This is a genomic window from Shewanella halifaxensis HAW-EB4 (assembly GCF_000019185.1).
Classification (GTDB): Bacteria; Pseudomonadota; Gammaproteobacteria; order Enterobacterales; family Shewanellaceae; genus Shewanella; species Shewanella halifaxensis.
Map to the genome: position 1 here is coordinate 197,600 of NC_010334.1, position 21,961 is coordinate 219,560.

15 protein-coding genes are annotated in these 21,961 nt (G+C 45.6%); 8 read left to right on the forward strand and 7 right to left on the reverse strand.

Going from position 1 to position 21,961, the window contains the following annotated elements:
* Window positions 1-33: 33 nt before the first annotated feature.
* Window positions 34-1,188, forward strand: a complete 1,155-nt coding sequence (locus tag SHAL_RS00870; RefSeq protein WP_012275304.1) for an amidohydrolase — start codon at window positions 34-36, stop codon at window positions 1,186-1,188.
* Window positions 1,189-2,092: 904 nt separating this feature from the next.
* Here SHAL_RS00870 and SHAL_RS00875 read toward each other — a convergent pair.
* Window positions 2,093-3,232, reverse strand: a complete 1,140-nt coding sequence (locus SHAL_RS00875) for a hypothetical protein (RefSeq protein ID WP_041416193.1) — start codon at window positions 3,230-3,232, stop codon at window positions 2,093-2,095.
* Between the two features lie 258 nt (window positions 3,233-3,490).
* Here SHAL_RS00875 and SHAL_RS00880 point away from each other — a divergent pair, with 258 nt between their 5' ends.
* On the forward strand, window positions 3,491-4,765 hold the full coding sequence (locus SHAL_RS00880; RefSeq protein WP_012275306.1) for an MFS transporter: 1,275 nt from the start codon (window positions 3,491-3,493) through the stop codon (window positions 4,763-4,765).
* A 165-nt stretch (window positions 4,766-4,930) separates the two neighbouring features.
* On the opposite strand, the gene narL is transcribed toward SHAL_RS00880, so the two are convergent.
* Window positions 4,931-5,572: a two-component system response regulator NarL gene (gene narL / locus SHAL_RS00885; RefSeq protein ID WP_012275307.1), complete on the reverse strand. Its 642-nt coding sequence runs from the start codon at window positions 5,570-5,572 to the stop codon at window positions 4,931-4,933.
* 29 nt (window positions 5,573-5,601) lie between these two features.
* Entirely contained in the window at window positions 5,602-7,362 is a 1,761-nt protein-coding gene (locus SHAL_RS00890) for a histidine kinase (protein ID WP_012275308.1), read from the reverse strand.
* 379 nt (window positions 7,363-7,741) lie between these two features.
* Between SHAL_RS00890 and SHAL_RS00895 the strand changes: the two genes are divergently transcribed.
* The 6 genes from SHAL_RS00895 (at window position 7,742) to SHAL_RS00920 (ending at window position 17,166) form a co-directional block, all read left to right on the forward strand.
* Window positions 7,742-9,346 carry an MFS transporter gene (locus tag SHAL_RS00895; protein WP_012275309.1) on the forward strand — a complete coding sequence of 535 codons (1,605 nt, stop codon included), beginning with the start codon at window positions 7,742-7,744 and terminating at the stop codon, window positions 9,344-9,346.
* A gap of 118 nt (window positions 9,347-9,464) precedes the next feature.
* Window positions 9,465-13,229, forward strand: coding sequence for a nitrate reductase subunit alpha (locus SHAL_RS00900; protein ID WP_012275310.1), 3,765 nt, complete (start codon window positions 9,465-9,467; stop codon window positions 13,227-13,229).
* 11 nt (window positions 13,230-13,240) lie between these two features.
* Complete coding sequence (gene narH, locus SHAL_RS00905; RefSeq protein WP_012275311.1) at window positions 13,241-14,779, forward strand: nitrate reductase subunit beta; 1,539 nt, start codon at window positions 13,241-13,243, stop codon at window positions 14,777-14,779.
* 4 nt (window positions 14,780-14,783) lie between these two features.
* Window positions 14,784-15,518 carry a nitrate reductase molybdenum cofactor assembly chaperone gene (gene narJ / locus SHAL_RS00910; RefSeq protein WP_012275312.1) on the forward strand — a complete coding sequence of 245 codons (735 nt, stop codon included), beginning with the start codon at window positions 14,784-14,786 and terminating at the stop codon, window positions 15,516-15,518.
* Window positions 15,519-15,528: 10 nt separating this feature from the next.
* Window positions 15,529-16,206: a respiratory nitrate reductase subunit gamma gene (gene narI / locus SHAL_RS00915; protein ID WP_012275313.1), complete on the forward strand. Its 678-nt coding sequence runs from the start codon at window positions 15,529-15,531 to the stop codon at window positions 16,204-16,206.
* Window positions 16,207-16,350: 144 nt separating this feature from the next.
* Window positions 16,351-17,166: a peptidylprolyl isomerase gene (locus SHAL_RS00920; RefSeq protein WP_012275314.1), complete on the forward strand. Its 816-nt coding sequence runs from the start codon at window positions 16,351-16,353 to the stop codon at window positions 17,164-17,166.
* Window positions 17,167-17,212: 46 nt separating this feature from the next.
* On the opposite strand, the gene SHAL_RS00925 is transcribed toward SHAL_RS00920, so the two are convergent.
* The 4 genes from SHAL_RS00925 to SHAL_RS00940 all read right to left on the reverse strand — a co-directional run bounded on the left by SHAL_RS00925 (window position 17,213) and on the right by SHAL_RS00940 (window position 21,687).
* The gene (locus tag SHAL_RS00925; RefSeq protein ID WP_012275315.1) at window positions 17,213-17,710 is read right to left on the reverse strand and encodes an HPP family protein; all 498 of its coding nucleotides are present in this window, start codon (window positions 17,708-17,710) and stop codon (window positions 17,213-17,215) included.
* Between the two features lie 276 nt (window positions 17,711-17,986).
* Entirely contained in the window at window positions 17,987-18,352 is a 366-nt protein-coding gene (locus SHAL_RS00930) for a ribonucleotide reductase subunit alpha (protein WP_223296230.1), read from the reverse strand.
* A gap of 58 nt (window positions 18,353-18,410) precedes the next feature.
* Window positions 18,411-20,222: a bifunctional protein-serine/threonine kinase/phosphatase gene (locus SHAL_RS00935; protein ID WP_012275317.1), complete on the reverse strand. Its 1,812-nt coding sequence runs from the start codon at window positions 20,220-20,222 to the stop codon at window positions 18,411-18,413.
* Entirely contained in the window at window positions 20,212-21,687 is a 1,476-nt protein-coding gene (locus tag SHAL_RS00940) for a NarK family nitrate/nitrite MFS transporter (protein WP_012275318.1), read from the reverse strand. The genes SHAL_RS00935 and SHAL_RS00940 overlap by 11 nt, the downstream gene beginning before the upstream one ends.
* Window positions 21,688-21,961 lie beyond the last annotated feature (274 nt).

The following is a 21,961-nucleotide window of genomic DNA, read 5'->3' on the forward strand; positions in this document are numbered from 1 at the left end:
AGTCACCGGTTTGTTGTTATAAGAGAAAAGCATATGAATATCGAACAGAAAGTTATTGAGTGGCGTCATCACATTCACCAGCACCCAGAGTTTGGTACCCAAGAGCACGAGACTGCAGCATTTGTAGCAAGCAAACTTGAAGAGTTTGGTATTGAAGTGCATACAGGGATCGGCGGCACGGGCGTTGTGGGTATTTTAAAGTGTGGTGACAGCGAGCATTCAATTGGTCTACGTGCCGATATGGATGCGCTACATATTCATGAAGAAAACACGTTCGATTACGCATCAGTAAACGAAGGCGCAATGCACGCTTGTGGTCACGATGGTCACACGGCAATGCTACTCGCTGCTGCTCATGAGCTAGCACAAACTAAGAATTTCGATGGTACGGTTTACTTCATCTTCCAACCAGATGAAGAGCGTGGCACTGGCGCTAAAGCGATGATCGCTGACGGCCTATTTACTCGTTGGAAAATCGACGCAGTTTACGCGATGCATAACCTACCGGGTATTGAAGCAGGTCACTTCGTGACTCGCCCGCACTCAATCATGGCAAGCGAAAGCAGCTTCGAAATCGAAGTACTAGCAACGGGCGGCCACGCGGCAATGCCACACATGGGCACCGACCCTATCGTTGTTGGCGCACAGATTGTTACTGCTATCCAAACAATTGTATCGCGTAACCTAAGCGCGATTGACGAAACTGCGGTTATCTCGGTAACTGAATTTGCTACTAACGGTACGGTTAACGTTATCCCGACTAAAGTGACTATCACAGGTGATACCCGTAGCTTTACCGATGGTGCACTGCACAAGATCGAAAAAGCGCTTGAGCGTGTGGTTGCAGGTCAGTGTATGTCAGCAGGCGTTGATTACACTTACAAGTTCAACAACAGCTTCCTATCGACGATCAATACTCCAGCTGAAGCGGCATATGCGGTTCGCGCAGCACAAACTGTTGTTGGCGAAGATAAAGTGAATGGTAGCTGTCAGCCATTTACCATCAGTGAAGACTTCTCGTTTATGCTACGTGAAGCGCCAGGTTGTTACATCCTAGTAGGTAACGGCGCAGGTTGTGGTTGTGGTAGCGTGGCGCTACACAAGCCAACTTATGACTTCAATGACAATATCTTGGTTCCAGGTTTGAGATATTGGCAGACACTTGTTGAACAATGTTTGGCTAAATAGTTCGTTATAAACTATTTACTATAAATAGCAGTGTTTAGATTAAGGCTATGAGCTTAGGTTCATAGCCTTTTTTGATCCTTGGTTTTGCGCCAAGGGGCCGCACGGGGGAGAGTTAGACTTCGTCTAACGACTAATGCAATCAAACTTCGTTTGATATTCCTATCAGGCTGCGCCTGAACTCTAAGTTAGACTTTGTCTAACAACTAAAGTCATGGGGTTCCATCCCATATCGGGCTTAAAGATTTAAGCGAATCAAGCTGCGCTTGATAAAGGTCGTGAGCTTCCAGCTCACACTCGGGCAAAAGGGGGACAACAGCTTCCCCCCTCTTGGCCATTTCTTTCATAAAGAGTCCGAGCCGCCCCGACGAAGTTACATGCATTAGATACGGGCCTCATACTTATGGATAAATCACTAACGCTTCCGATGGGGCATCCTGCCCCGCGAAAGCTAACCCGACATCCCTGTCGGGCTCACGTGATTTATTCCAACGTACTTCGGCAACTTCGATGGGGGGCTGGTGTTTCCTGTTGCTTCAGTATGTACGTCAGTCTCGCATTTCTATTGAGAACTCAATGGGTGAAATGATTGGTGCTTTTCTAACTCGGTGTAGATACGGCTGAAGCCTTCGGTTTCAGGGATGAAACCGTAGAGCTCACAGTGATGTGCTTGCAGCGTGCTTCAGCAGTGTCTGCACATGCGCTGGCCGCAGGCCATTGGAACCACTATGTTGAAAGCGTCTCAGTATTACTGGCGAAGTTATGAAGCAAAGGTTCATTGCACCCTTTAGTTGAGAGTTTAGCCTCAACTAACTTCTTGAGGCAGGTCATTGGAACCTCTGTGAGTTGATTTAAGCTGAGCTTAAAGACCATCCAAGGGTTCCACCATTTGACCTAGAAATGGATATTACTCCATTAGTGTAAGCTGACTCTTACCGTATTCGTTAGCGAACAACATTGCCTCTTTGGGGCTGAGGGTGAATTCGTTTTCGCAGCCGCTGCCATTGGGTGTTTCCCACAACGCGATGCCTTTTGGGCTGAGGGTTAGGTAGAAATAACCTGATCCGTCTGAGTTATCACAATCCTCAAAAACTTCCATGTCGGCAAATAACTTTTCGCGTAGTGCGGCTGGTAGTTGATGACGCATTTCATCAAGGGCTACGTCTTGTTTAAACCATTGCCATGGGTTGAATGGTTTGCCATCGCTAAGATTGAAGCTGGTGAATGTGCGATTGATGCCTCTGGCGCCATAGCCTGCTGCCCAGCGGTAAAATCGCACGCTTAACCAATGTTGATTAACAAATTCGATCTCGGCTCCGGTTTCATCTGCGATTGGTAAACCTATTTGAGCCAGCATTCTGCGGCGGGTTTCAAAGGTTTCTTCAAGTTGAGTCTTACTTGTCAGTTTCTGTTTTAACCACTGGTTAATTGCGGTTATACCAGCTTGTTCAGCTTTAAGCTCTAGGCCGATTTCAGTGCCGTATGTCAGTTGGCTGTAGCTAATTTGGTGAGAGCTAGCTTGGTTAGCGTTCTCTTGCTGAGAGTCAGTATCGGCAAACTGCTGCCATTTTCCACGGCGAAGTTTTGGCGCTGTTTCTAACGGCTGGTTGAAAGCATCGCTGCTGCAATCATTTATACCGTCAGGGCTGATTTGACGCTCAAGCGTAATGGCTAATGATTTGCTAGAGGCTGTTTTAGATGGATCATTTTTAGACCACTCTTTATTGAACCTCTCGGTTTTAGAGCGTTCTTTATTGAACCAAAGCCCGGTAAGTTGCTGTTCGCTGATACTTTCAAACTGCCAGAAGCCTGTTTGCTTGTCTTCTTGCCAATGGTTATCGACTTGCTCGAGTCTAATTGGGGTTAAGTAGCGCTGATAGTAATAACTGCCAGTGCCGTATTCATTAAAGCAGACGCGGATTTTGCTCTTACCTAAGGTGCCTTGCCAGACTCCGCTTAAATCATTGGCGGCAAATGCCGGTAGAGTAATACTTGAGAGCAGTAACAGGCTTGAAACTAAAATGCTAGGTAACATCTGAATGTGCATGGGGCCGGTCTCTGAAAGGTGACCTAAAAGGGCAAAGGTGGCCGATAGATAGGCCAATATTTTAAGTGGCAACATTAGCGGATTAGTGATTGGAAATCAAAGCGTTCAGTTCTAGATGACGCTAGACCTCTCCCCTTAATAGTGTGTATATTTCTGTGAGTAGTTTTTGATTTTTATTTAAGCATTGGTTATTGTTGATGGGTTAAGTTGTCGTTTTAGTGTAATTCTCTTATATCATTGATGATTAAGGTTTTAATTATGAGCCACCAGGAACGTAAATCATATCTCGCCCTTACTCTAGCGACACTGGCATTTGCTGCATGTTTTTCTGTTTGGACTCTATATTCAATTCTGGGGATTGAGCTACAACGTCAGCTCAATCTGAGTTCGACTGAGTTTGGTCTGTTACTGGCTGCGCCCATTTTTACCGGGGCGATCTTTCGTATACCGATAGGTTTTTTAGCTGAGAAAGTCTCTTGTCGGTCACTGTTTTTCTGGCAAATGCTTTCGGTTGTTCCTCCACTTTTTTACCTTCCTTATGTCGAAACATTTTCCGGTTATATCACCTTGGGGTTCTTAATCGGGATTAGTGGTGTCTCCTTCACCATCGGCATCCGCTACGTTACCGATTGGTTTGAAACCAAGCACCAAGGTTTTGCGCTAGGGGTGTTCGGCGCCGGTAACGCCGGGGCGGCGATCACTCTGGTGCTGGTACCTCTGGTCGTGGAGTTTTATGGCTGGAAAACCATCGGCACAGTGTACGGATTTGGCATGATATTTATGGCTATCCTGTTTCGCCTATTTGCTCCAGAGGTTAATGCCTTTTATAAGAATAAGCAGCAAACTAAGAGTTTTGAGTTCTATTGGGAGCCATTAAAGCAGCTGCAGGTATGGCGCTTTGGGCTCTATTACTATTTTGTTTTTGGCAGCTTTCTGGCCTTGCTGCTTTGGCTGCCACAATATTATGTATCGGCATACGGTCTGTCTTTGACCCAATCCTTGGCGCTGACTCTGCTGTTTGTTACTAGCTCTAGTATTGTGCGTGCGGTGGGGGGCTGGTTTGCCGACACCTTTGGTGCTCGCACGGTTAACTGGAGCGCCTTTTGGATCTGCATGGTGTGTCTGTTTTTCCTGAGTTACCCTCCAACAACCATGACGGTCCACGGCGTAGAAAAAGATGTCACCGTTGCGTTTGAAGTTAATGTTTGGCTGTTTACTCTGCTGATTGTGATCATCGGTTTGGCACAGGGTTTTGGTCGAGCCAGTATCTACAAGACAATATATGACTATTATCCACACCATATGGGGAGCGTCGGGGGCGTCGTCGCTGCAGTGGGGGCGCTGGGTGGCTGTACGCTACCGATTTTATTTGGTCTGTCTGTTGACGTGATCGGCGTATATAGCGCGTGCTTTATGCTGCTGTATGGCGTGTTAGCTCTGTGTATGGTGGTGATGTACTTTGCTATTAGGGCCGAGCGGGAGCAGAAACTGCTTAAGGAAGCGATTGCGAACAATTTCTTGGAAAAGGATTAGCCCTAACGTACTGCACGCTAAGGCTCATTGATGTCGTCGCTCTATATCGGAGAGTGCTTCTCTACTAGAGGAGTAAGCTAGTAGAGAGCGACGACAAACTCGGGTTTTTTAGCCTATTTTCAGCTTACTTGGGGGGCTAACCTAGCTTAGTCAATAAGTTGTGGCTCATGGGCTAATCTTATTCTCTACGGCCCAAAGCACCACTTCAACTCGGCTCTTCAGCGTTAGCTTTTTCAGCAGATTTTTGACATGCACTTTCACCGTGGAGTCGGTGATCCCCAATTTGTTGGCGATCTCCTTATTACTTTTTCCTGAGGCGATGAGCTTAACGATCTGCAGTTCACGCTGGGTCAGCTCTTCAAGTTGGGAAACTTTTTTGCCGCCGCTTCTTAATGATTGTGCAAGAATTTGAGTCAGTGGCGAGCTGATAACGAACTCCCCTTGGAGAGCGAGATGAATTTTCTCAATCAGTTCTTCAGGTTCGGAGTCTTTTAACAGATAGCCGTCGGTATTGAATTTTATGGCTTGCACTACGTCACTCTCGTTGTCTGAGACGGTAAAAATAATGACTTTGCTTTTTACCTGAGCATTCTTGAGTGAGATAAGAGTGTCTATGCCACTGAGCCCTCTCATGTTGAGATCCAGCAGTATGATATCGGGTTCATATTGAACGGCGAGACTGATAGCTTCTTCACCGGAACTTGCCTGGGCGACGACATCCAGACTCTCTTCCAGAGACATGAGCTGCGCGAGTCCTTGGCGTAGGGCGGGGTGGTCATCAACGAGTAGTATTTTGGCTATAGGCATCTTATTTTTCTAATCCTTTATCCGGTAATCTAATTCTCGAACGTAATTGAAATCATAGTGCCCGAAGGTAAGTGATCTTTTAGGTACATTTGCCCCTTCAGAGAACTCACTCTCTCTCTCATGATCCCTAGGCCAAAGTGGCCTTGAGTTTGAAGCGTACCAGGTAAGCCTGCGCCATTATCCCATATATCGAGCTTAATTAGTTCCCCTTTTGGCGATAATCTAACCCCTGCCTCGGAGGCCTTGGCGTGACGGTGAATATTTGACAGCCCCTCTCTGATGATCTGCAGTAGATGAATTTCTTGGTTGGCAGATAAACAGTGTTGTGGCAGGTCGTAGCTGAAGCGTATCGGGTGTTGGCACTTCTGAGTGAATTCGGCAATTGTGCCCTGCAGAGCACTTTCTATAGAGGGGTCGTCAAGTTTGAGTCTGAAGGTGGTTAGTAGTTCTCGCAGTTGCAGATAAGCTTTATTGAGACCGCTCTTGATCTCGACTATGGTCTCTTCAATTTGCTCTTCGGGGAGTTTCTTCTCCATTTTACGCGTTAGCAGGCTCATTTGAACTTTCAAGAATGACAGTGATTGCGCCAATGAATCATGCAGCTCTCTGGCAATAATGGCACGCTCTTCCGAAATGAGTAGCCTGTTTTCTGCATTTTTTTGATGCCCTAACTCTATCGCGGTTGCAACAATATCAGCCATGGCTTGAATCAACTGTTTCTGCCAGTCCTCAACAGATTGACCTTCTGGCACCTCCCAAATGATATCGCCAAAGACCTTGTTATGCTTTTCTAGAGAGAACTGATAACTATGTTTGTAATTGGAGGGGTGGCCGGATTCTCCTGCCTGAAACACGACTAGATTATCGATATGTTTATGGATCAATCTTATCTTTATCGTGCCGATACCGATAAGGGCTTGCATATCTTGAATAATAACTGACTTAACGCGGTCATACTCTTGATTCGATAGTAGTCTTGCACCCTTGTAAAGCACCTCTAAAGATTCATTGCTGCGAGTGAGTTCGCGAGTTTTTTCTGCCACTATCTGTTCATAGTCTTGGTAGGTATACGCCAGCTGACTCGACATCCGCTTGATGGTCTTGGCCAGTAAGCCAAGCTCATTATCCGCTTCAAACTCTATCGGTGCACTGAAGTTTCCCTTTCCCGCCTCTTCGGCTACATGCACTAGATTCTTAAGTGGTGCTGCAAGTAGTTGATTTATCTTGATTAGAGCGATTGTACTGATAACAAGAATAAGCAATACGGCAATACTTTGAATCAGCCGTAATAGGGTGAGTTTTTTCTCTGATTCAAGTTGAATTAAATGAACAAGATTATCTAACTTACTGGTGAACTGATCGTAATCCTCTGGCAGTGCAGCTTTAGGCGCAGAATTTAATTGCTGCCACTGTGAGACAATTTGTTGATATTGCTTCTCGATCTCAGGGGTGTTGAAGCTGGTTCCTAAGGTTGTTTGCTTTAGTTTGAATAGTTTGGTTTCAAAAGCTTTTTTTTCCTCCCCTATTAAATGGTTTGCGCTTCCTGTTTCTAAGAATTGAGCTCGAGATATGCGGATCACTTGCATTCTCAGCGAACCCGTATTGTTTATTAATTCGGCTCCACCAGCCAGTTTTTCGGTTACCAGAATTGAAAAAATCATGCTCATCAGGGCGAGAGAGATGATTGTGGCCATGTATAAACCGGCGGTAGCGACTAAGGATGAAGATACATTGTCGTTATCTTCCGATTGAACCAACGGTAGGTGTTTTACGTTATCGGGTTCAGCCATTTTTCGCTGCCTTTTGTTAAGTGATTTTCGTATTAGGGCGCTAACTACTACCAAATAGTTGTTTTGGTAGAACGGTTATAGGAAAAAATCAGTTTTCAACTATAAAGGTTATTAATACAACTAGATACAATCAGTTTCAGACTAATACCTAGGTGGTAGCTTGAGTGTGACCGCTATCGTTTTACTTAGATAAATATGATCTAGGTCAAACTTCATTTTGATGCCAGTGCTAACCTCTTCGCAGACTCGTGTTAATAATAAGTAATTAAACATCAGTAAGATGTTTCAAATATACATAAAAAGAAACTGATTATCCTGCCCAATATCAGCAACTGCAACTGGCCAGTTTAATTAAGTGATTTAATGATTGGAGAAACCAATGTCCGATATAGATAAATGGAATGTCGAGGATCCCAAATTTTGGGACGGAGAAGGGAAAAAAATCGCCAATAGAAACCTTTGGATATCAATCCCGAGTTTACTTTGCGGTTTTGCGGTTTGGCTTTACTGGGGAATTATCACTATCCAGATGTTGAATCTGGGTTTCCCATATGCAACATCAGAACTGTTTACCTTGATGGCTATTGCCGGCTTAACCGGCGCAACATTGCGTATTCCAAGCAGTTTTTTCATTCGTTTATGTGGTGGCAGAAATACCATCGTCTTTACCACCGCATTATTAATGATCCCGGCTATAGGCACGGGTATTGCCTTGCAGGATAAGAATACACCGCTATGGGTATTCCAAGGTCTTGCTTTATTGTCAGGTTTAGGTGGCGGTAACTTCGCCTCTTCAATGTCAAATATCAGTTTCTTCTTCCCTAAGAAGCAGCAGGGATTGGCACTTGGATTAAATGCGGGTCTAGGTAACTTTGGTGTAACCACCATGCAGATCCTAGTTCCACTAGTGATGACATTTGGCATCTTCGGCGGTGAGCCGATGGAACTGGTTAATACCTCTGGCACCTTGATTGGCAAGATCCCTGCGGGATCTGATGCTTGGATTCAAAATGCGGGTTATGTCTGGCTGCTGTTTTTGATTCCGTTAGCCGTGGTTGGCTGGTTTGGTATGAATAATATCAAGGCATCTCATGTCACACCGGGATTACCTAGTCCTGTAGGCTCTTTCGGCATTATTTCTGGCATGCTGGCTATCGGTTTCCTTACTTCTATCCTTGGCCTGTGGTTGATGCTACCGGAAAAGGTCGGTGGTTCTGGGATAGAGTTGAGCAAGTGGATCGTACTGCCAATTGTGATCGCTCTGACCGTGTTCTTGCTTAAGCTTATTCCTGGTCAGGTTAAGGAAAACTTAACCCACCAATACAAAATATTCGGCAATACCCATACCTGGGTAATGAGTGTTATCTACACCATGACCTTTGGCTCTTTTATCGGTTTTTCTGCAGGCTTTGGTCTATCAATCAAAGTTATCTTCGGATATCAGCATGTGATGGTCGATGGTGTGATGACCCACGACATTATTAACCCTAACGGCCCAAGTGCACTGATGTACGCATGGATGGGGCCTTTCATCGGTGCGCTTATTCGCCCTGTCGGTGGTTGGATTGCTGATAAGTTTGGTGGTGCAAAAGTGACACAGATCTGTGCCATTGTCATGGTGGCGAGCGCTCTTGGTGTGGCTTATTTCATGAAGGCTGCATATTCCTCGGAAACCCCACAAGAGTTCTTTGTTCCGTTCCTTGTGTTGTTCCTAGTGCTGTTTGCCGCAACGGGTATTGGTAACGGTTCGACTTTCCGAACTATCTCTATGGTGTTTGATAAAGAACAGGCTGGACCGGTTCTTGGTTGGACGTCTGCCGTTGCTGCTTATGGCGCATTCATCATTCCTAAAGTGCTTGGTGAGCAGATTAAGCTGACAACCCCTGAAAATGCATTGTATGGCTTCGCTGTTTTCTATGGCTTATGCATCTTAGTTAACTGGTGGTTCTATCTGCGTCCAGGTGCGGAATACAAGAATCCATAATGACTTTGCCGTTTTCTACACGACGGCAATCCTAGCCAATAAACGCAAAATATAACAATGAGAAGTGGATGATATCGGCAAGATATCATCCACTCAAATGCGAAAATGGAGTATTGAGATGAGTAATTTTCTTGACCGCTTACAGTTTTTCAAAAAGAAAACAGGTGAGTTCAGTGATGGTCATGGTGACACAACCAATGAGAGCCGTGAGTGGGAAAACAGCTATCGTCAGCGTTGGCAGCATGACAAAGTTGTCCGTTCAACTCACGGTGTAAACTGTACCGGTTCCTGTTCATGGAAGATCTATGTCAAAAATGGTCTTGTAACTTGGGAAACCCAACAAACAGACTATCCTCGTACACGTCCAGATCTGCCTAACCACGAACCTCGTGGTTGTCCTCGTGGTGCAAGTTACTCTTGGTACCTATACAGTGCTAACCGCCTTAAGTATCCAAAAGTTCGTAAGCCGCTGTTAAAACTATGGCGTCAGGCTCGCTTAAATCAAGATCCGGTTGATGCATGGGCATCGATTGTTGAAGATAAGGCTAAAGCCGATTCATACAAGTCAAAGCGTGGTATGGGTGGATTCGTTCGTTCTAGCTGGGACGAAGTGAATGAAATTATTGCTGCAGCTAACGTCTATACCACGAAAACATTTGGTCCCGACCGCGTCATTGGTTTCTCACCCATTCCTGCAATGTCTATGGTCTCTTATGCCGCGGGTGCACGTTACCTGTCGCTTATCGGTGGTGTTTGTCTAAGTTTTTATGATTGGTACTGCGATCTACCGCCATCGTCTCCGATGACTTGGGGTGAGCAAACCGACGTTCCAGAGTCTGCCGATTGGTACAACTCTAATTACATTATTGCTTGGGGTTCTAACGTACCTCAAACGCGTACACCTGATGCTCACTTCTTCACAGAGGTTCGCTATAAGGGTGCTAAAACGGTTTCAATCACACCTGATTATGCCGAAGTTTCTAAGCTTACCGATGAGTGGTTAAACCCTAAACAGGGTACCGATGCTGCATTAGGTATGGCATTTGGTCACGTTATTTTACGTGAGTTCCACCTCGATAATCCTAGTGAGTATTTCACTAACTACGTACGTCAATACACCGACTTCCCTATGCTTGTGGTACTTGAGAAGCATGATGATGCCTCACTTAAGTCTACCCGTTTCCTACGTGCCTCAGATCTTGCTGACAACTTAGGTCAGGATAACAATCCTGAGTGGAAGACGATTGCAATCGATGAGAATTCAGACGAGTTTGTTTCGCCAACGGGTTCTATCGGATATCGCTGGGGCGAGAAGGGCAAGTGGAATATTCGAGAGCGTGAAGGTGGAGAAGGTAAAGAAACCAAGCTGCAACTCTCTTTAATTGGTGGTGATATATCGCCTGTTTCATTCCCGCACTTTGCCGGTGACGATGCCAACAAGCATTGGGTTTCTTGTGATCAAGAGGTGGTACAGGTTCGTAATGTTCCAAGTAAGAAGATCACTACCGCCGATGGCGAAGAGTTAATCGTTGCTACCGTATATGACTTGATGATGGCCAACTACGGTCTGGACCGTGGGTTAGGCGGTGAAAACGTGGCTTCTAGCTACGATCAAGATATTCCTGGTACTCCAGCATGGCAGGAAAAAATCACCGGTGTTTCTCGTGCCAAGGTGATCAAGGTTGCACGTGAATTTGCTGATACAGCAAATAAGACACATGGTAAATCGATGATCATTGTCGGTGCGGCGATGAACCATTGGTACCACATGGATATGAACTACCGTGGTCTTATCAACATGGTAATGATGTGTGGTTGTGTTGGTCAGTCTGGTGGTGGTTGGTCACACTATGTTGGTCAGGAAAAACTTCGCCCTCAAACTGGCTGGCAGCCGCTTGCATTCGGTCTAGATTGGTCACGTCCTCCACGCCAAATGAACAGTACCTCTTTCTTCTACAACCACTCTTCTCAGTGGCGTCATGAGAAGGTGAGTGTACATGAGGTGTTATCGCCATTAGCCGATAAGTCTCAGTTCCCAGAGCATATGCTTGATTACAATATCAAGGCAGAACGCTTAGGTTGGTTACCATCGGCACCTCAGCTAAATAGAAACCCACTGCAGCTGACTAAGGATGCAGAAGCCGCTGGCATGTCGCCAAAAGACTACGCCGTTCAGCAGCTTAAATCAGGCGAGCTTAAGTTTGCTTGTGAGGCGCCAGATGCGCCTGAGAACTTCCCTCGTAACATGTTTATCTGGCGTTCTAACTTATTAGGCTCTTCAGGTAAAGGTCACGAGTACATGCTTAAGTACCTACTGGGTACTAAGAATGGCCTGATGAATGATGATCTGGGCAAGAGTGGTGGATTTAAGCCTGAAGAGGTTGAGTGGGTCGATCAAGGCGCTACTGGTAAATTAGACCTCGTGACGACGCTCGATTTCCGTATGTCATCGACCTGTATGTATTCAGATATCTTACTGCCTACCGCTTGCTGGTATGAGAAAGATGACCTGAACACTTCAGATATGCACCCATTCATCCACCCGCTTTCTACGGCGGTTGACCCAGCTTGGGAAGCAAGATCTGACTTTGAAATCTATAAGGGTATTGCAAAAGCATTCTCTGAGGTCTGTGTTGGACACTTAGATAAAGAGACTGACTTTGTCACTGTCCCAATGCTTCACGACACTCCTGGTGAGCTTGCTCAACCATTTGATGTTAAAGATTGGAAGAAGGGCGAATGTGACCTTATCCCAGGCATGACTGCACCGAATATGGTCGTAGTTGAGCGTGATTACCCAAGTACTTACAAGAAGTTTACCTCATTTGGCCCAGCGCTAGATAAGTTAGGTAACGGTGGTAAGGGCATCAACTGGAACACAGATGATGAGATCATGTTGCTAGGCGATCTTAACCATCGCAATACCGACGAGGGTGTCAGCGAGGGACGTCCAATTATCGAGACTGCTATCGATGCCGCGGAAACCATCTTAACGCTAGCGCCAGAAACTAACGGTGCGGTAGCGGTTAAGGCTTGGGCTGCACTTAGTGAGTTTACCGGTATCGACCATACTCACCTTGCTAAACCTAAGCAGGAAGAGAAGATCCGTTTCCGTGATGTGCAGGCACAGCCACGTAAGATTATCTCTTCACCGACTTGGTCAGGCCTTGAAGATGAGCATGTGAGTTACACCGCAGGCTATACCAACGTGCATGAGCAGATCCCATGGAGAACCATTACGGGTCGTCAGCAGTTCTATCAAGATCACAAGTGGATGCAGGCGTTTGGTGAGCAGTTTGTCTCTTATCGTCCGCCTATCAACACTAGGACGATCGATGTTGTTAAGGGCACTAAGCAAAACGGTAATAAAGAGATTGTGCTTAACTGGATCACGCCGCACCAGAAGTGGGGTATTCACAGTACTTACTCTGACAACTTGTTGATGCTGACTCTTTCACGTGGTGGACCCATCATCTGGATGAGTGAAGTTGATGCTAAAGATGCGGGCATTGAGGATAACGATTGGGTTGAAGTATTCAACGCTAACGGTGCTATCGCTTGTCGTGCTGTGGTATCGCAGCGTGTAATGCAAGGTATGACCATGATGTATCACGCTCAAGAGCGTATCGTTAACGTACCAGGTAGTGAGATGACCGGTACCCGTGGTGGTCACCATAACTCAGTTACTCGTATTGTGATGAAACCAACGCATATGATTGGTGGTTACGCCCAGCAGTCTTGGGGCTTCAACTATTACGGTACCGTGGGTTGTAACCGTGATGAGATGGTTGTGATTAGAAAGATGGATAAAGTTGATTGGTTAGAGGGTTCTAATACCGATGACCTGCCGCGTCCATTGCCAACCAACCCAGATGAAGCTTAAGGAGTAGAACCATGAAAATACGTTCTCAAATAGGTATGGTACTTAACCTTGATAAGTGTATCGGTTGCCATACTTGTTCAATTACTTGTAAAAACGTATGGACGTCTCGCGAAGGCGTTGAGTACGCTTGGTTCAACAACGTTGAAACTAAGCCCGGTATTGGTTACCCCAAAGAGTGGGAAAACCAAGATAAGTGGAATGGCGGTTGGGAGAGAAAGTCTAACGGTGATATTCAGCCTCGCATCGGTGGTAAGTATCGCATATTGGCTAACATCTTTGCTAACCCTGATATGCCAGAGATCGATGACTACTACGAGCCATTCGATTATGACTATCAGCACCTGCACACAGCACCGATTGTTGAGCACCAACCTACGGCGCGTCCACGTTCTGTCATCTCTGGTAAGCGTATGGAGAAGATCGAGTGGGGTCCAAACTGGGAAGAGATCTTAGGTACTGAGTTCGAGAAGCGCAGTAAAGATAAGAACTTCGACAACATGCAGAAAGATATGTATGGCGAGTTCGAAAATACATTCATGATGTATCTTCCCCGTCTTTGTGAGCACTGCTTGAACCCAGCCTGTGTGGCTTCATGTCCATCGGGCGCAATCTATAAGCGTGAAGAGGACGGTATCGTTCTTATCGACCAAGAGAAGTGTCGTGGTTGGAGAATGTGTATCTCAGGTTGCCCATACAAGAAGATCTACTACAACTGGAAGTCTGGTAAGTCAGAGAAGTGTATCTTCTGTTACCCGCGTATTGAAGCCGGTATGCCGACAGTCTGTTCAGAGACCTGTGTAGGTCGTATCCGTTACTTAGGTGTACTACTTTATGATGCAGACAAGATCAAAGAGGTGGCATCGACCGCATCTGAGCAGGATCTGTATGAGAAGCAGTTGGAAGTTTTCTTAGACCCATTCGATCCAGCAGTGATTGAGCAGGCTCGTAAGGACGGCGTTGCAGATTCTGTCATCCAGGCGGCTCAAAAGTCGCCAGTTTACAAGATGGCGATGGATTGGAAACTGGCACTGCCACTACACCCAGAGTACCGCACGCTACCTATGGTTTGGTATATCCCATCTCTGAGCCCAATTCAGAATGCAGCTGAGTCTGGGACCTTAGGTAAAGCGGGTGTCATTCCTGATGTACGCTCACTGCGTATTCCTGTTAAGTACCTAGCTAACTTGCTAACCGCAGGTGATGAGGCTCCGGTTATTACTGCGCTTGAGCGTATGCTGGCAATGCGTGCTTATAAGCGTGCAGAGAATGTCGAAGGTGTCGAAGACCTAGAGGTTCTACAGCAAGTGGGTCTTACCAAGAAGCAGGCTGATGAGATGTATCGTTATCTTGCAATCGCTAACTACGAAGATCGTTACGTTATCCCAAGTGGACACCGTGAGATGAACGTACCAGAGGCCTATGGTGAGAAGAGCGGTTGTGGCTTCACCTTTGGTAATGGCTGTAGCGATGGCCATAACGGCGTCAATATGTTCGGCGGAAAGAAGATTACTCGCCGTAATATCATTAAAACTGTGAGTGTGGAGGACTAATACTGTGCTAATCCTTAAAGTTGTTTCACGTCTACTCGATTATCCAACAGAGGCACTATTTGGTGCTGCCGACGAGATGATCGCTATTGTGGAGCAGTCGGGTGAACTCAGTGTTGAAAGCCGTGCAGCGTTGGTGGAGTTTATCCGCCAACTAACTGCAAGGGATCTATATGACGCTCAAGAAAGTTACGACCTACTGTTTGATCGTGGTCGCGCACTTTCACTACTGTTGTTTGAACACGTGCACGGTGAATCCCGTGACCGTGGTCAGGCGATGGTCGATCTTATGAACGTCTATAAGACCAACGGCTTTGAAGTTGATTCATCACAACTGCCAGATTATATCCCGCTATACCTTGAGTATTTGAGCGAACAGTCTCCTGAGTATATTGAGGAGTGGCTCGGGGATATCTGTCATATTTTGACCATGCTGTCTGAACGATTGATCGATCGTGAATGCTATTACAGTGTTCTTCTTGATTCTCTTATCGAGGTGTCCGGTGTAGAAGTCGACCGCGTCGAAATCGCTGACAATGTCAGTAAAGAGGAGCGTGATGACACTGTAGAGGCAATTGATAAGGAGTGGGAGGATAAAGAGATCCGCTTTGATGACCCTATGGTTGGGCAGTGCCCAAGCGCGGGAGTCCATCAATCGCAGAACTCGCTTGATCCCAATACTGTAAATCAAGTGCCTATTAAGTGGCATGACGCAGATGCTGCACAAGTTGCAGGATTGTAAGGAGAAAATAATGTCAAATTTAAATTTTTTATTGTTTGGGATTTATCCCTTTATCGCTATAACGGTATTTGTTGTAGGTTGTTGGATCCGCTACGACCGTGAGCCCTATTCATGGAAGGCTGACTCGAGTCAGATATTCGATCAAAAGGGCTTCCGTTTGGCCAGCTATCTGTTCCATATCGGTGTCATCTTTATCTTAGGTGGTCACTTCGTTGGTTTGCTAACACCGGAATCTATCTATCACCACTTCATTTCTACGCCTGACAAGCAGTTACTGGCTATGGTGAGTGGTGGCTTCTTTGGCATACTGTGCTTTATTGGTACTGTGATGTTGATTCGTCGTCGTTTAAACAATGATAGAGTGAAGGCGAATACCAAGCGTTCGGATCTAGTGGTGTTGTTCTTGCTGCTACTACAGGTCTCTTTAGGCTTGTTGACGATTATCGCATCGGCTCAGCACTTAGATGGCTCGGTGATGGTATTACTCGCTAATTGGGCGCAAAGTATTGTGACTCTGCAGGGCGTTCAAGCGACAGAGTCAATTGAGTCGGTCAATATCATCTATAAGTTACACATCCTTGTAGGATTAACCTTGATAATGATATTCCCATTCACCCGTTTGGTGCATGTGATTAGTGTTCCGGTGAAGTACTTCACCAGAAGTTATCAGATCGTTCGTCAGCGTTAATTTACTCATCGGGCTCAGTTTTAGGTGGTGTTACTACTTATTATTGAGCCCTTTTTTTAGTAATTAACACATTTTTATTTAGCGGGATTGAGAAGAGCAGATCGAGTCTTCCGCCCTAAAACAAAAAGACAAGGTAATTTTCTTATGGGTTCTTGTGGACAACATGCATCAGCGACTCCTTCTGAACAGAAGTTGCCAATCATTAGCGTGAATGGCGTTACCATTAAAGAAGAAGTGCTTGCGAACGAACTGCAGTATCACTCAAATAGTGATTTTGACGTAGTGGTTCAACAGGCAGGGCAAACGTTGGTTATTCGTCAGTTGTTGATTGAGCAAGCGAAACAAAATGGTGTGGATGTTACTGCCGATAATGAGGAGCAGGGTATCGGACAGCTATTGGCAGATAAAGTCGTTTATCAAGAGCCTAGCGAAGAGGATTGCCTGCGCTATTTTCAAAATAACCGAGAAAAATTTGTCACCGCTCCGCTATTGGAGGTTGACCATATTTTACTTCCGGCTTCAGCAGAAGATGAAGAGGCCAAGGAAGTTGCTAGACAAAATGCTGAAAACATATTGGTACAGTTATCACAAGACATTAGCTGTTTCGCCGAGTTAGCGAAAAAGTACTCTGCTTGTCCCTCAAAAGAAACGGGCGGCTCGCTTGGGCAGATCAGTAGTGGCCAGACGGTGCCGGAGTTTGAACAGCAACTGATGCAACATGGTGAAGGACTGGTTGAGCAGCCACTGGCTTCACGCTACGGTTTTCATGTCGTGAATATTGCCAGGAAAGTGGATGGCAAGCAGCTCGACTACAACATGGTTGCCGACAAGGTTAAAGGTTACTTAGTTCACCGAGCTTCTAGACTCGCCATCCAAGCCTATATCCATGGGCTGGTAGAGGTTGCCGAAATCGAAGGGATAGAGGTGGGTTTTGCACCTGAGCTAAATATTCATCTATAGGCTTTAATCCTATTACTCAACTGTCGTTTGGGTATAACCGCATGTCTCAGCCCCTACCGTTAATAACGTAGGGGTTTTTTTCTCTAAATGATCCCACCGCCATCGCGATAGACAGCAGAATGATGGCATTGAAGAACACCGGTACGATGATGAAGTAGTACCCCAGCTCGTGAACCGTGTTACCACCAATGACCGCAGTGACCGCTGTCGCGCCCCCTGGCGGGTGCATAGAGTCGGTAAAGTGCATCGCTAACATCGCGAGTCCAATAGCCACTGACGAGGCGACAACAGCATTCGGAATTAAAAAATAGCAAGTGATGCCAATAAAGGCGGCAATCAGATGGCCACCAATCAGTGGCCATGGCTGAGAGACAGGGCTGTGGGGAATGGCAAATATCAGCATGGCCGACGCCCCGGTAGAGGCGAGTACCATCGGCATATCGTTGGCTTCTAAAATGCTGTTACTGAAAAAGGAGGCGCAAAGGGTGGCAAAAAATGCCCCAATGATTGATGCAATGACTTCGGTGTTGGACATTTTTTTCATAAGTACTGGCGGCTCATTCTCACCTGCTAATTAGTAATAAGCATAGTTTAGGAATAGGGAATTACTAATTAATTCAAGGTGAATAGTGGCGCAGAGAATGGATTTTAGTAGTTGTTTTTGGGGGAGATATGTCGATTTATATTTGCTGGTGGGGGCAGTTTTGAAGGTGATAGATATTAGCTGGAAACGGATCTCGGGAGAGGGAGGAAGCAAAGGGCATCTGTTAGCTGTATAAGATGCCCGGTCACTTCACTGAAGCCTAACTTTTGGCTCACACTAGATATTTGACTCTATCTCAATCGGACTTTCTTTACGGTCAAATACTACGTATCTTCCAACACCATTGCCCGTTTCTACATCATTGGCCATCTTATTCAAAAACTGTTCTGCATCGTTTGAGCTAGGAGCTTGACCCTCTTCACCACTTAAGCTGGCAATGAAAATGAAGTTCCAAGTCTTATTGATGTTGTCAGCTTCCTCAACCAGATCGCTAAAGGAAGCGATCTCTTCAGGTAACTTATCGACACACATTACTGGGCTAATGGTGCCTTTTTGATGTTTTTTACTTTTTTTCGGATTAACGGACTCGGCATTAGCAAACAGCAGCAAGAGTCGTTGTGGATTAGATTGATTCTTTGTCATTTTTAGTAATTCGTCGAAATTCGCAATCATCGTATTTTTACTCATCTAGGTAGTTGTTTTAGTTATGTTTGAACATTGCTATTACAAGTAGCAGCATTAAGATCCAGAATCCGGATAGGAGTTGCCAAAACAGGATTTGGCTCTTGTTCTTTCGGATTTGTGGATCGTCTCTTAAGTAATTTGAATTAGGATTTTTAAGATCCTTCAGAAAGTCAGCTATACGCTGATATCTATGCTCTAAATCAAACATGACACCGCGCTGCAGCGTTCTATCAAACCAGACAGGGATCATCGGGTTTAGACTGTTGGCAGGAATATAGCGTAATCTGTCATACTCAAATGCCGTTTGGCATTCTTCAATTTTTTTCCCATAGGGGAGTTCGCCACAAAACAGTTCATAAGTAATCGTGGCCAAGGCATAAAGATCGCCTTGAATGCCGGTATTTTTTCCAAGAAGATACTTGGGGTCGGAGTAACTGGCGGTGCCAAGCACCCCCTCGTGTTCCAGTGGAATAAATATTTCAGCGACTCCGGCAACAAATACTGAGCCGAAATCAACAATTTTGATATTCAGAACGCTGTCAATGATGATATTGGCTGGCTTTAAGTCTTGGTGTATGGTTTCCATCTTATGGAATTCATTTAAGCCTTTGGCAATCTCTTCGACAATGGATATTGCAGTCTTAGGCTTTGGAAAGCGATTTTGCTGCATCCATTTATCGAGTGATATGCCGTCGACATATTCCATCAGATAGTACAGACAGGTTCTTTTTCTTTTCTGCTCAATGACCTTAACCACGTAAGGGCTATTGATCCTTTTTCCGATCCACTCCTCCTGTATAAACCGGTCAATATAGCCTGCGTCATCCTCGAAATTAATCGAGGGCGTTTTCATGGCCATCAGTTCACCCGTGTCAGTATCTTTCACTAGGTAAATTTGGCTTCTGCTACTGGCAAACAGCTCTTTAATAACCTTATATCCATCTAACTTTACCCCCGTGTCTAATGGTGGTGGAAAAGGTAGCATGGTTAGCTTGGAGTTGTAGTCATTGAGACTTTCATTGGGGAGAGATGTCACTTCTCCAATGACGCCACTTACGTTGTCATCACTGCCATTTTCTAGTGCCAAGTAGACTAATTTGTCGATTTTTTGCTGTGGAGAGGTTGAGTCTGACAGGGTGTTTACTAGATTTTCCTCATCTACAAAGTCATGGATACCATCTGAGGTTAGCAGGAGTTGGTCGCCCTTGATTAAATTGAGACTGCTGTAATCAATTTGTAAGCAGTTATCCATCCCTAATGCTCTGGATAGAAAGCTCTTTCCTGAAGCGATACTGGCAATATGGTCACGGGTCAGCTGGCTAAGGCTACCGTCTCGAAATAGGTAAGCTCGGCTGTCACCAACGTGGAAATAGTGGCAAGTTTGAGACTTAATCACGAGTCCGGTAAACGTTGTCAGATAGCCTTTCTCTTCGCTTGCAAATTCATGGCTACGTTTGAAAAGTGTAATGTTAATGCTGGAGAGGAGCTTTTGTCCGGCATGTTTTACAGACCAGGTATCTGGGGTTGGGTAATAATCTTCAATAAAGCGTTTTACTGCCGTTTCGCTGGCATCCTTGCCTGCTTCAGCACTGCTCACACCATCGGCAACGACGAGAGCAATCCCTTTACCTTCCAGTAGTCTTTCTTCTGATGGAGAAAAAAATCCAACAGCATCTTCATTGATCTCTTTCAAGCCGCGGGTGCTATGGCTGGCGAGATCGATGGTAAGCTTATTTGACTTTTTTTTATGGGTCATAGCCAATCCTGAGATGCTGTTGACTAGGCAACCACAACCACTGGTTGCCGTCTGCTTGTCACTAATCGACATCAATTAGCTCAACAGTACCGTCTTCATTAACTTCCGCCATATGACCTTTTGGCTCACTAAGGAAGAGTACAGCTAAGAACATCACGGCTGACGAAGCGGCGATGACCATAAAGAAGGTACTGTAATCAACAAATGACAACACGGTTAAATAGATCACCGCACCGACATTGCCGTATGCTCCCGTCATTCCGGCGATTTGACCTGTCATTCGACGTTTAACCAGTGGCACGATGGCAAATACTGCTCCTTCACCTGCTTGAACGAAGAAAGAGCAGACCATAGTTGCCATCACTGCGAAGGGGATAAACCAGGTTCCGTCTATCTGACTCAGCATGGCATAGCCTAATGTTAGACCCCCAATGAAAATCATCAAAGATTGGCGGCGACCAAATTTATCACTGAGCCAGCCTCCAGTGGGGCGAGCAACTAGGTTCATAAAGGCGAATCCAGAGGCTAACAGACCCGCTTTAACAGGATCCAGACCTTCGAATGTATCTAGGAAGAACAGTGGTAGCATGGATACTACGGCAAGTTCGGAACCAAAGGTGACAAAGTAGGCGACGTTCAGGATTGCAACTTGTTTAAACTCATACTTATCAATATCAGGGACACCGTGGGTGAGGTTTTCCTTATTGACGCGCCAGATTGAATTGAGCTGTATAAAGAATAAAGCAGTAAGACCCACCCACATCATGTACATGGTTTCTGTTGCATAGAGGTTGACGCCAGCAGGAGATAGCTTCCACGCTAAAACGGCCAGTGCGATATACATTGGCACATTCATGCCTAGGTAGAAAAAGAAGTCTTTCCAACTGGTGACTTCAAGTCCACCAGATTTTTTGGGTTTAAAGTAGGTCGAGCCTTTAGGGGTATTGCGGGCCATTATGTAGAAAAAGATACCGTAGAGTCCTGCTGCGACACCCGTTAGCCCTAGGGCATAACGCCATCCGTCGTCACCACCAAAAGCATAGGCTATGGTAGGTAATGTCATCGCAGCAGCTGCCGAACCAAAGTTACCCCAACCGCCATAGATACCTTCAGCAATACCTACCTGTTTTGCTGGAAACCATTCACCCACTAAACGGATGCCGATCACGAAGCCCGCGCCGACAAAACCGAGTAAAAATCGGAAAAAGGCCAACTGTTCAAAGCTGGTCGCCGTGGCGAAGGTGAGACAGATCCCCGAGGAAAGGATTAACAGGCTGCTATAAATGATCCGCGGACCAAACTTGTCGACGAGGATACCGATAATGATCCGCGCCGGAATCGTCAATGCCACGTTCAGGATGAGCAAAGCCTTGACTTGATCACTTGTTAGGTCAAAAGCCTCTTTGATAAAGACCATCAAGGGGGCGTGACTGAACCACACCACAAAGGATAGGAAAAACGCAAACCAGGTAATGTGGAGCATTTTTATTTTAGGATCCGCCAAATTTAGCAGATTCATTCTTCCGTTATTTTGCATACGTCGACTCCAGAAGGTTTTATACGCGAAATTATGTAGTTGTAATGCACGGTATTGTTGATCACGTGTTGAAAAAGTGTGTTGATCTGCGTCAATTGTGGCACGGTTGTGTGATGGATGTCTCGAATTATTTTTATGCGTGATTTTCACCGGGGGCGTGTTTTTAACAAAAATGTAAGGTGAGGAAAGTATTAGTTTTTACTCTAAATTAGCACCAAGGGAGAAAGTTGAAAGCTCAACTAAAGACCATGAAAACAGAGCTTCATGGTCTCTC

Excerpts from the sequence above, each read along its gene's own strand:
- SHAL_RS00870 (WP_012275304.1), top strand. The coding sequence starts at position 34 with ATGAATATCGAACAGAAAGTTATTGAGTGGCGTCATCACATTCACCAG.
- SHAL_RS00875 (WP_041416193.1), bottom strand. The coding sequence starts at position 3,232 with ATGCACATTCAGATGTTACCTAGCATTTTAGTTTCAAGCCTGTTACTG.
- SHAL_RS00880 (WP_012275306.1), top strand. The coding sequence starts at position 3,491 with ATGAGCCACCAGGAACGTAAATCATATCTCGCCCTTACTCTAGCGACA.
- narL (WP_012275307.1), bottom strand. The coding sequence starts at position 5,572 with ATGCCTATAGCCAAAATACTACTCGTTGATGACCACCCCGCCCTACGC.
- SHAL_RS00890 (WP_012275308.1), bottom strand. The coding sequence starts at position 7,362 with ATGGCTGAACCCGATAACGTAAAACACCTACCGTTGGTTCAATCGGAA.
- SHAL_RS00895 (WP_012275309.1), top strand. The coding sequence starts at position 7,742 with ATGTCCGATATAGATAAATGGAATGTCGAGGATCCCAAATTTTGGGAC.
- SHAL_RS00900 (WP_012275310.1), top strand. The coding sequence starts at position 9,465 with ATGAGTAATTTTCTTGACCGCTTACAGTTTTTCAAAAAGAAAACAGGT.
- narH (WP_012275311.1), top strand. The coding sequence starts at position 13,241 with ATGAAAATACGTTCTCAAATAGGTATGGTACTTAACCTTGATAAGTGT.
- narI (WP_012275313.1), top strand. The coding sequence starts at position 15,529 with ATGTCAAATTTAAATTTTTTATTGTTTGGGATTTATCCCTTTATCGCT.
- SHAL_RS00920 (WP_012275314.1), top strand. The coding sequence starts at position 16,351 with ATGGGTTCTTGTGGACAACATGCATCAGCGACTCCTTCTGAACAGAAG.
- SHAL_RS00925 (WP_012275315.1), bottom strand. The coding sequence starts at position 17,710 with ATGAAAAAAATGTCCAACACCGAAGTCATTGCATCAATCATTGGGGCA.
- SHAL_RS00930 (WP_223296230.1), bottom strand. The coding sequence starts at position 18,352 with ATGACAAAGAATCAATCTAATCCACAACGACTCTTGCTGCTGTTTGCT.
- SHAL_RS00935 (WP_012275317.1), bottom strand. The coding sequence starts at position 20,222 with ATGTCGATTAGTGACAAGCAGACGGCAACCAGTGGTTGTGGTTGCCTA.
- SHAL_RS00940 (WP_012275318.1), bottom strand. The coding sequence starts at position 21,687 with ATGCAAAATAACGGAAGAATGAATCTGCTAAATTTGGCGGATCCTAAA.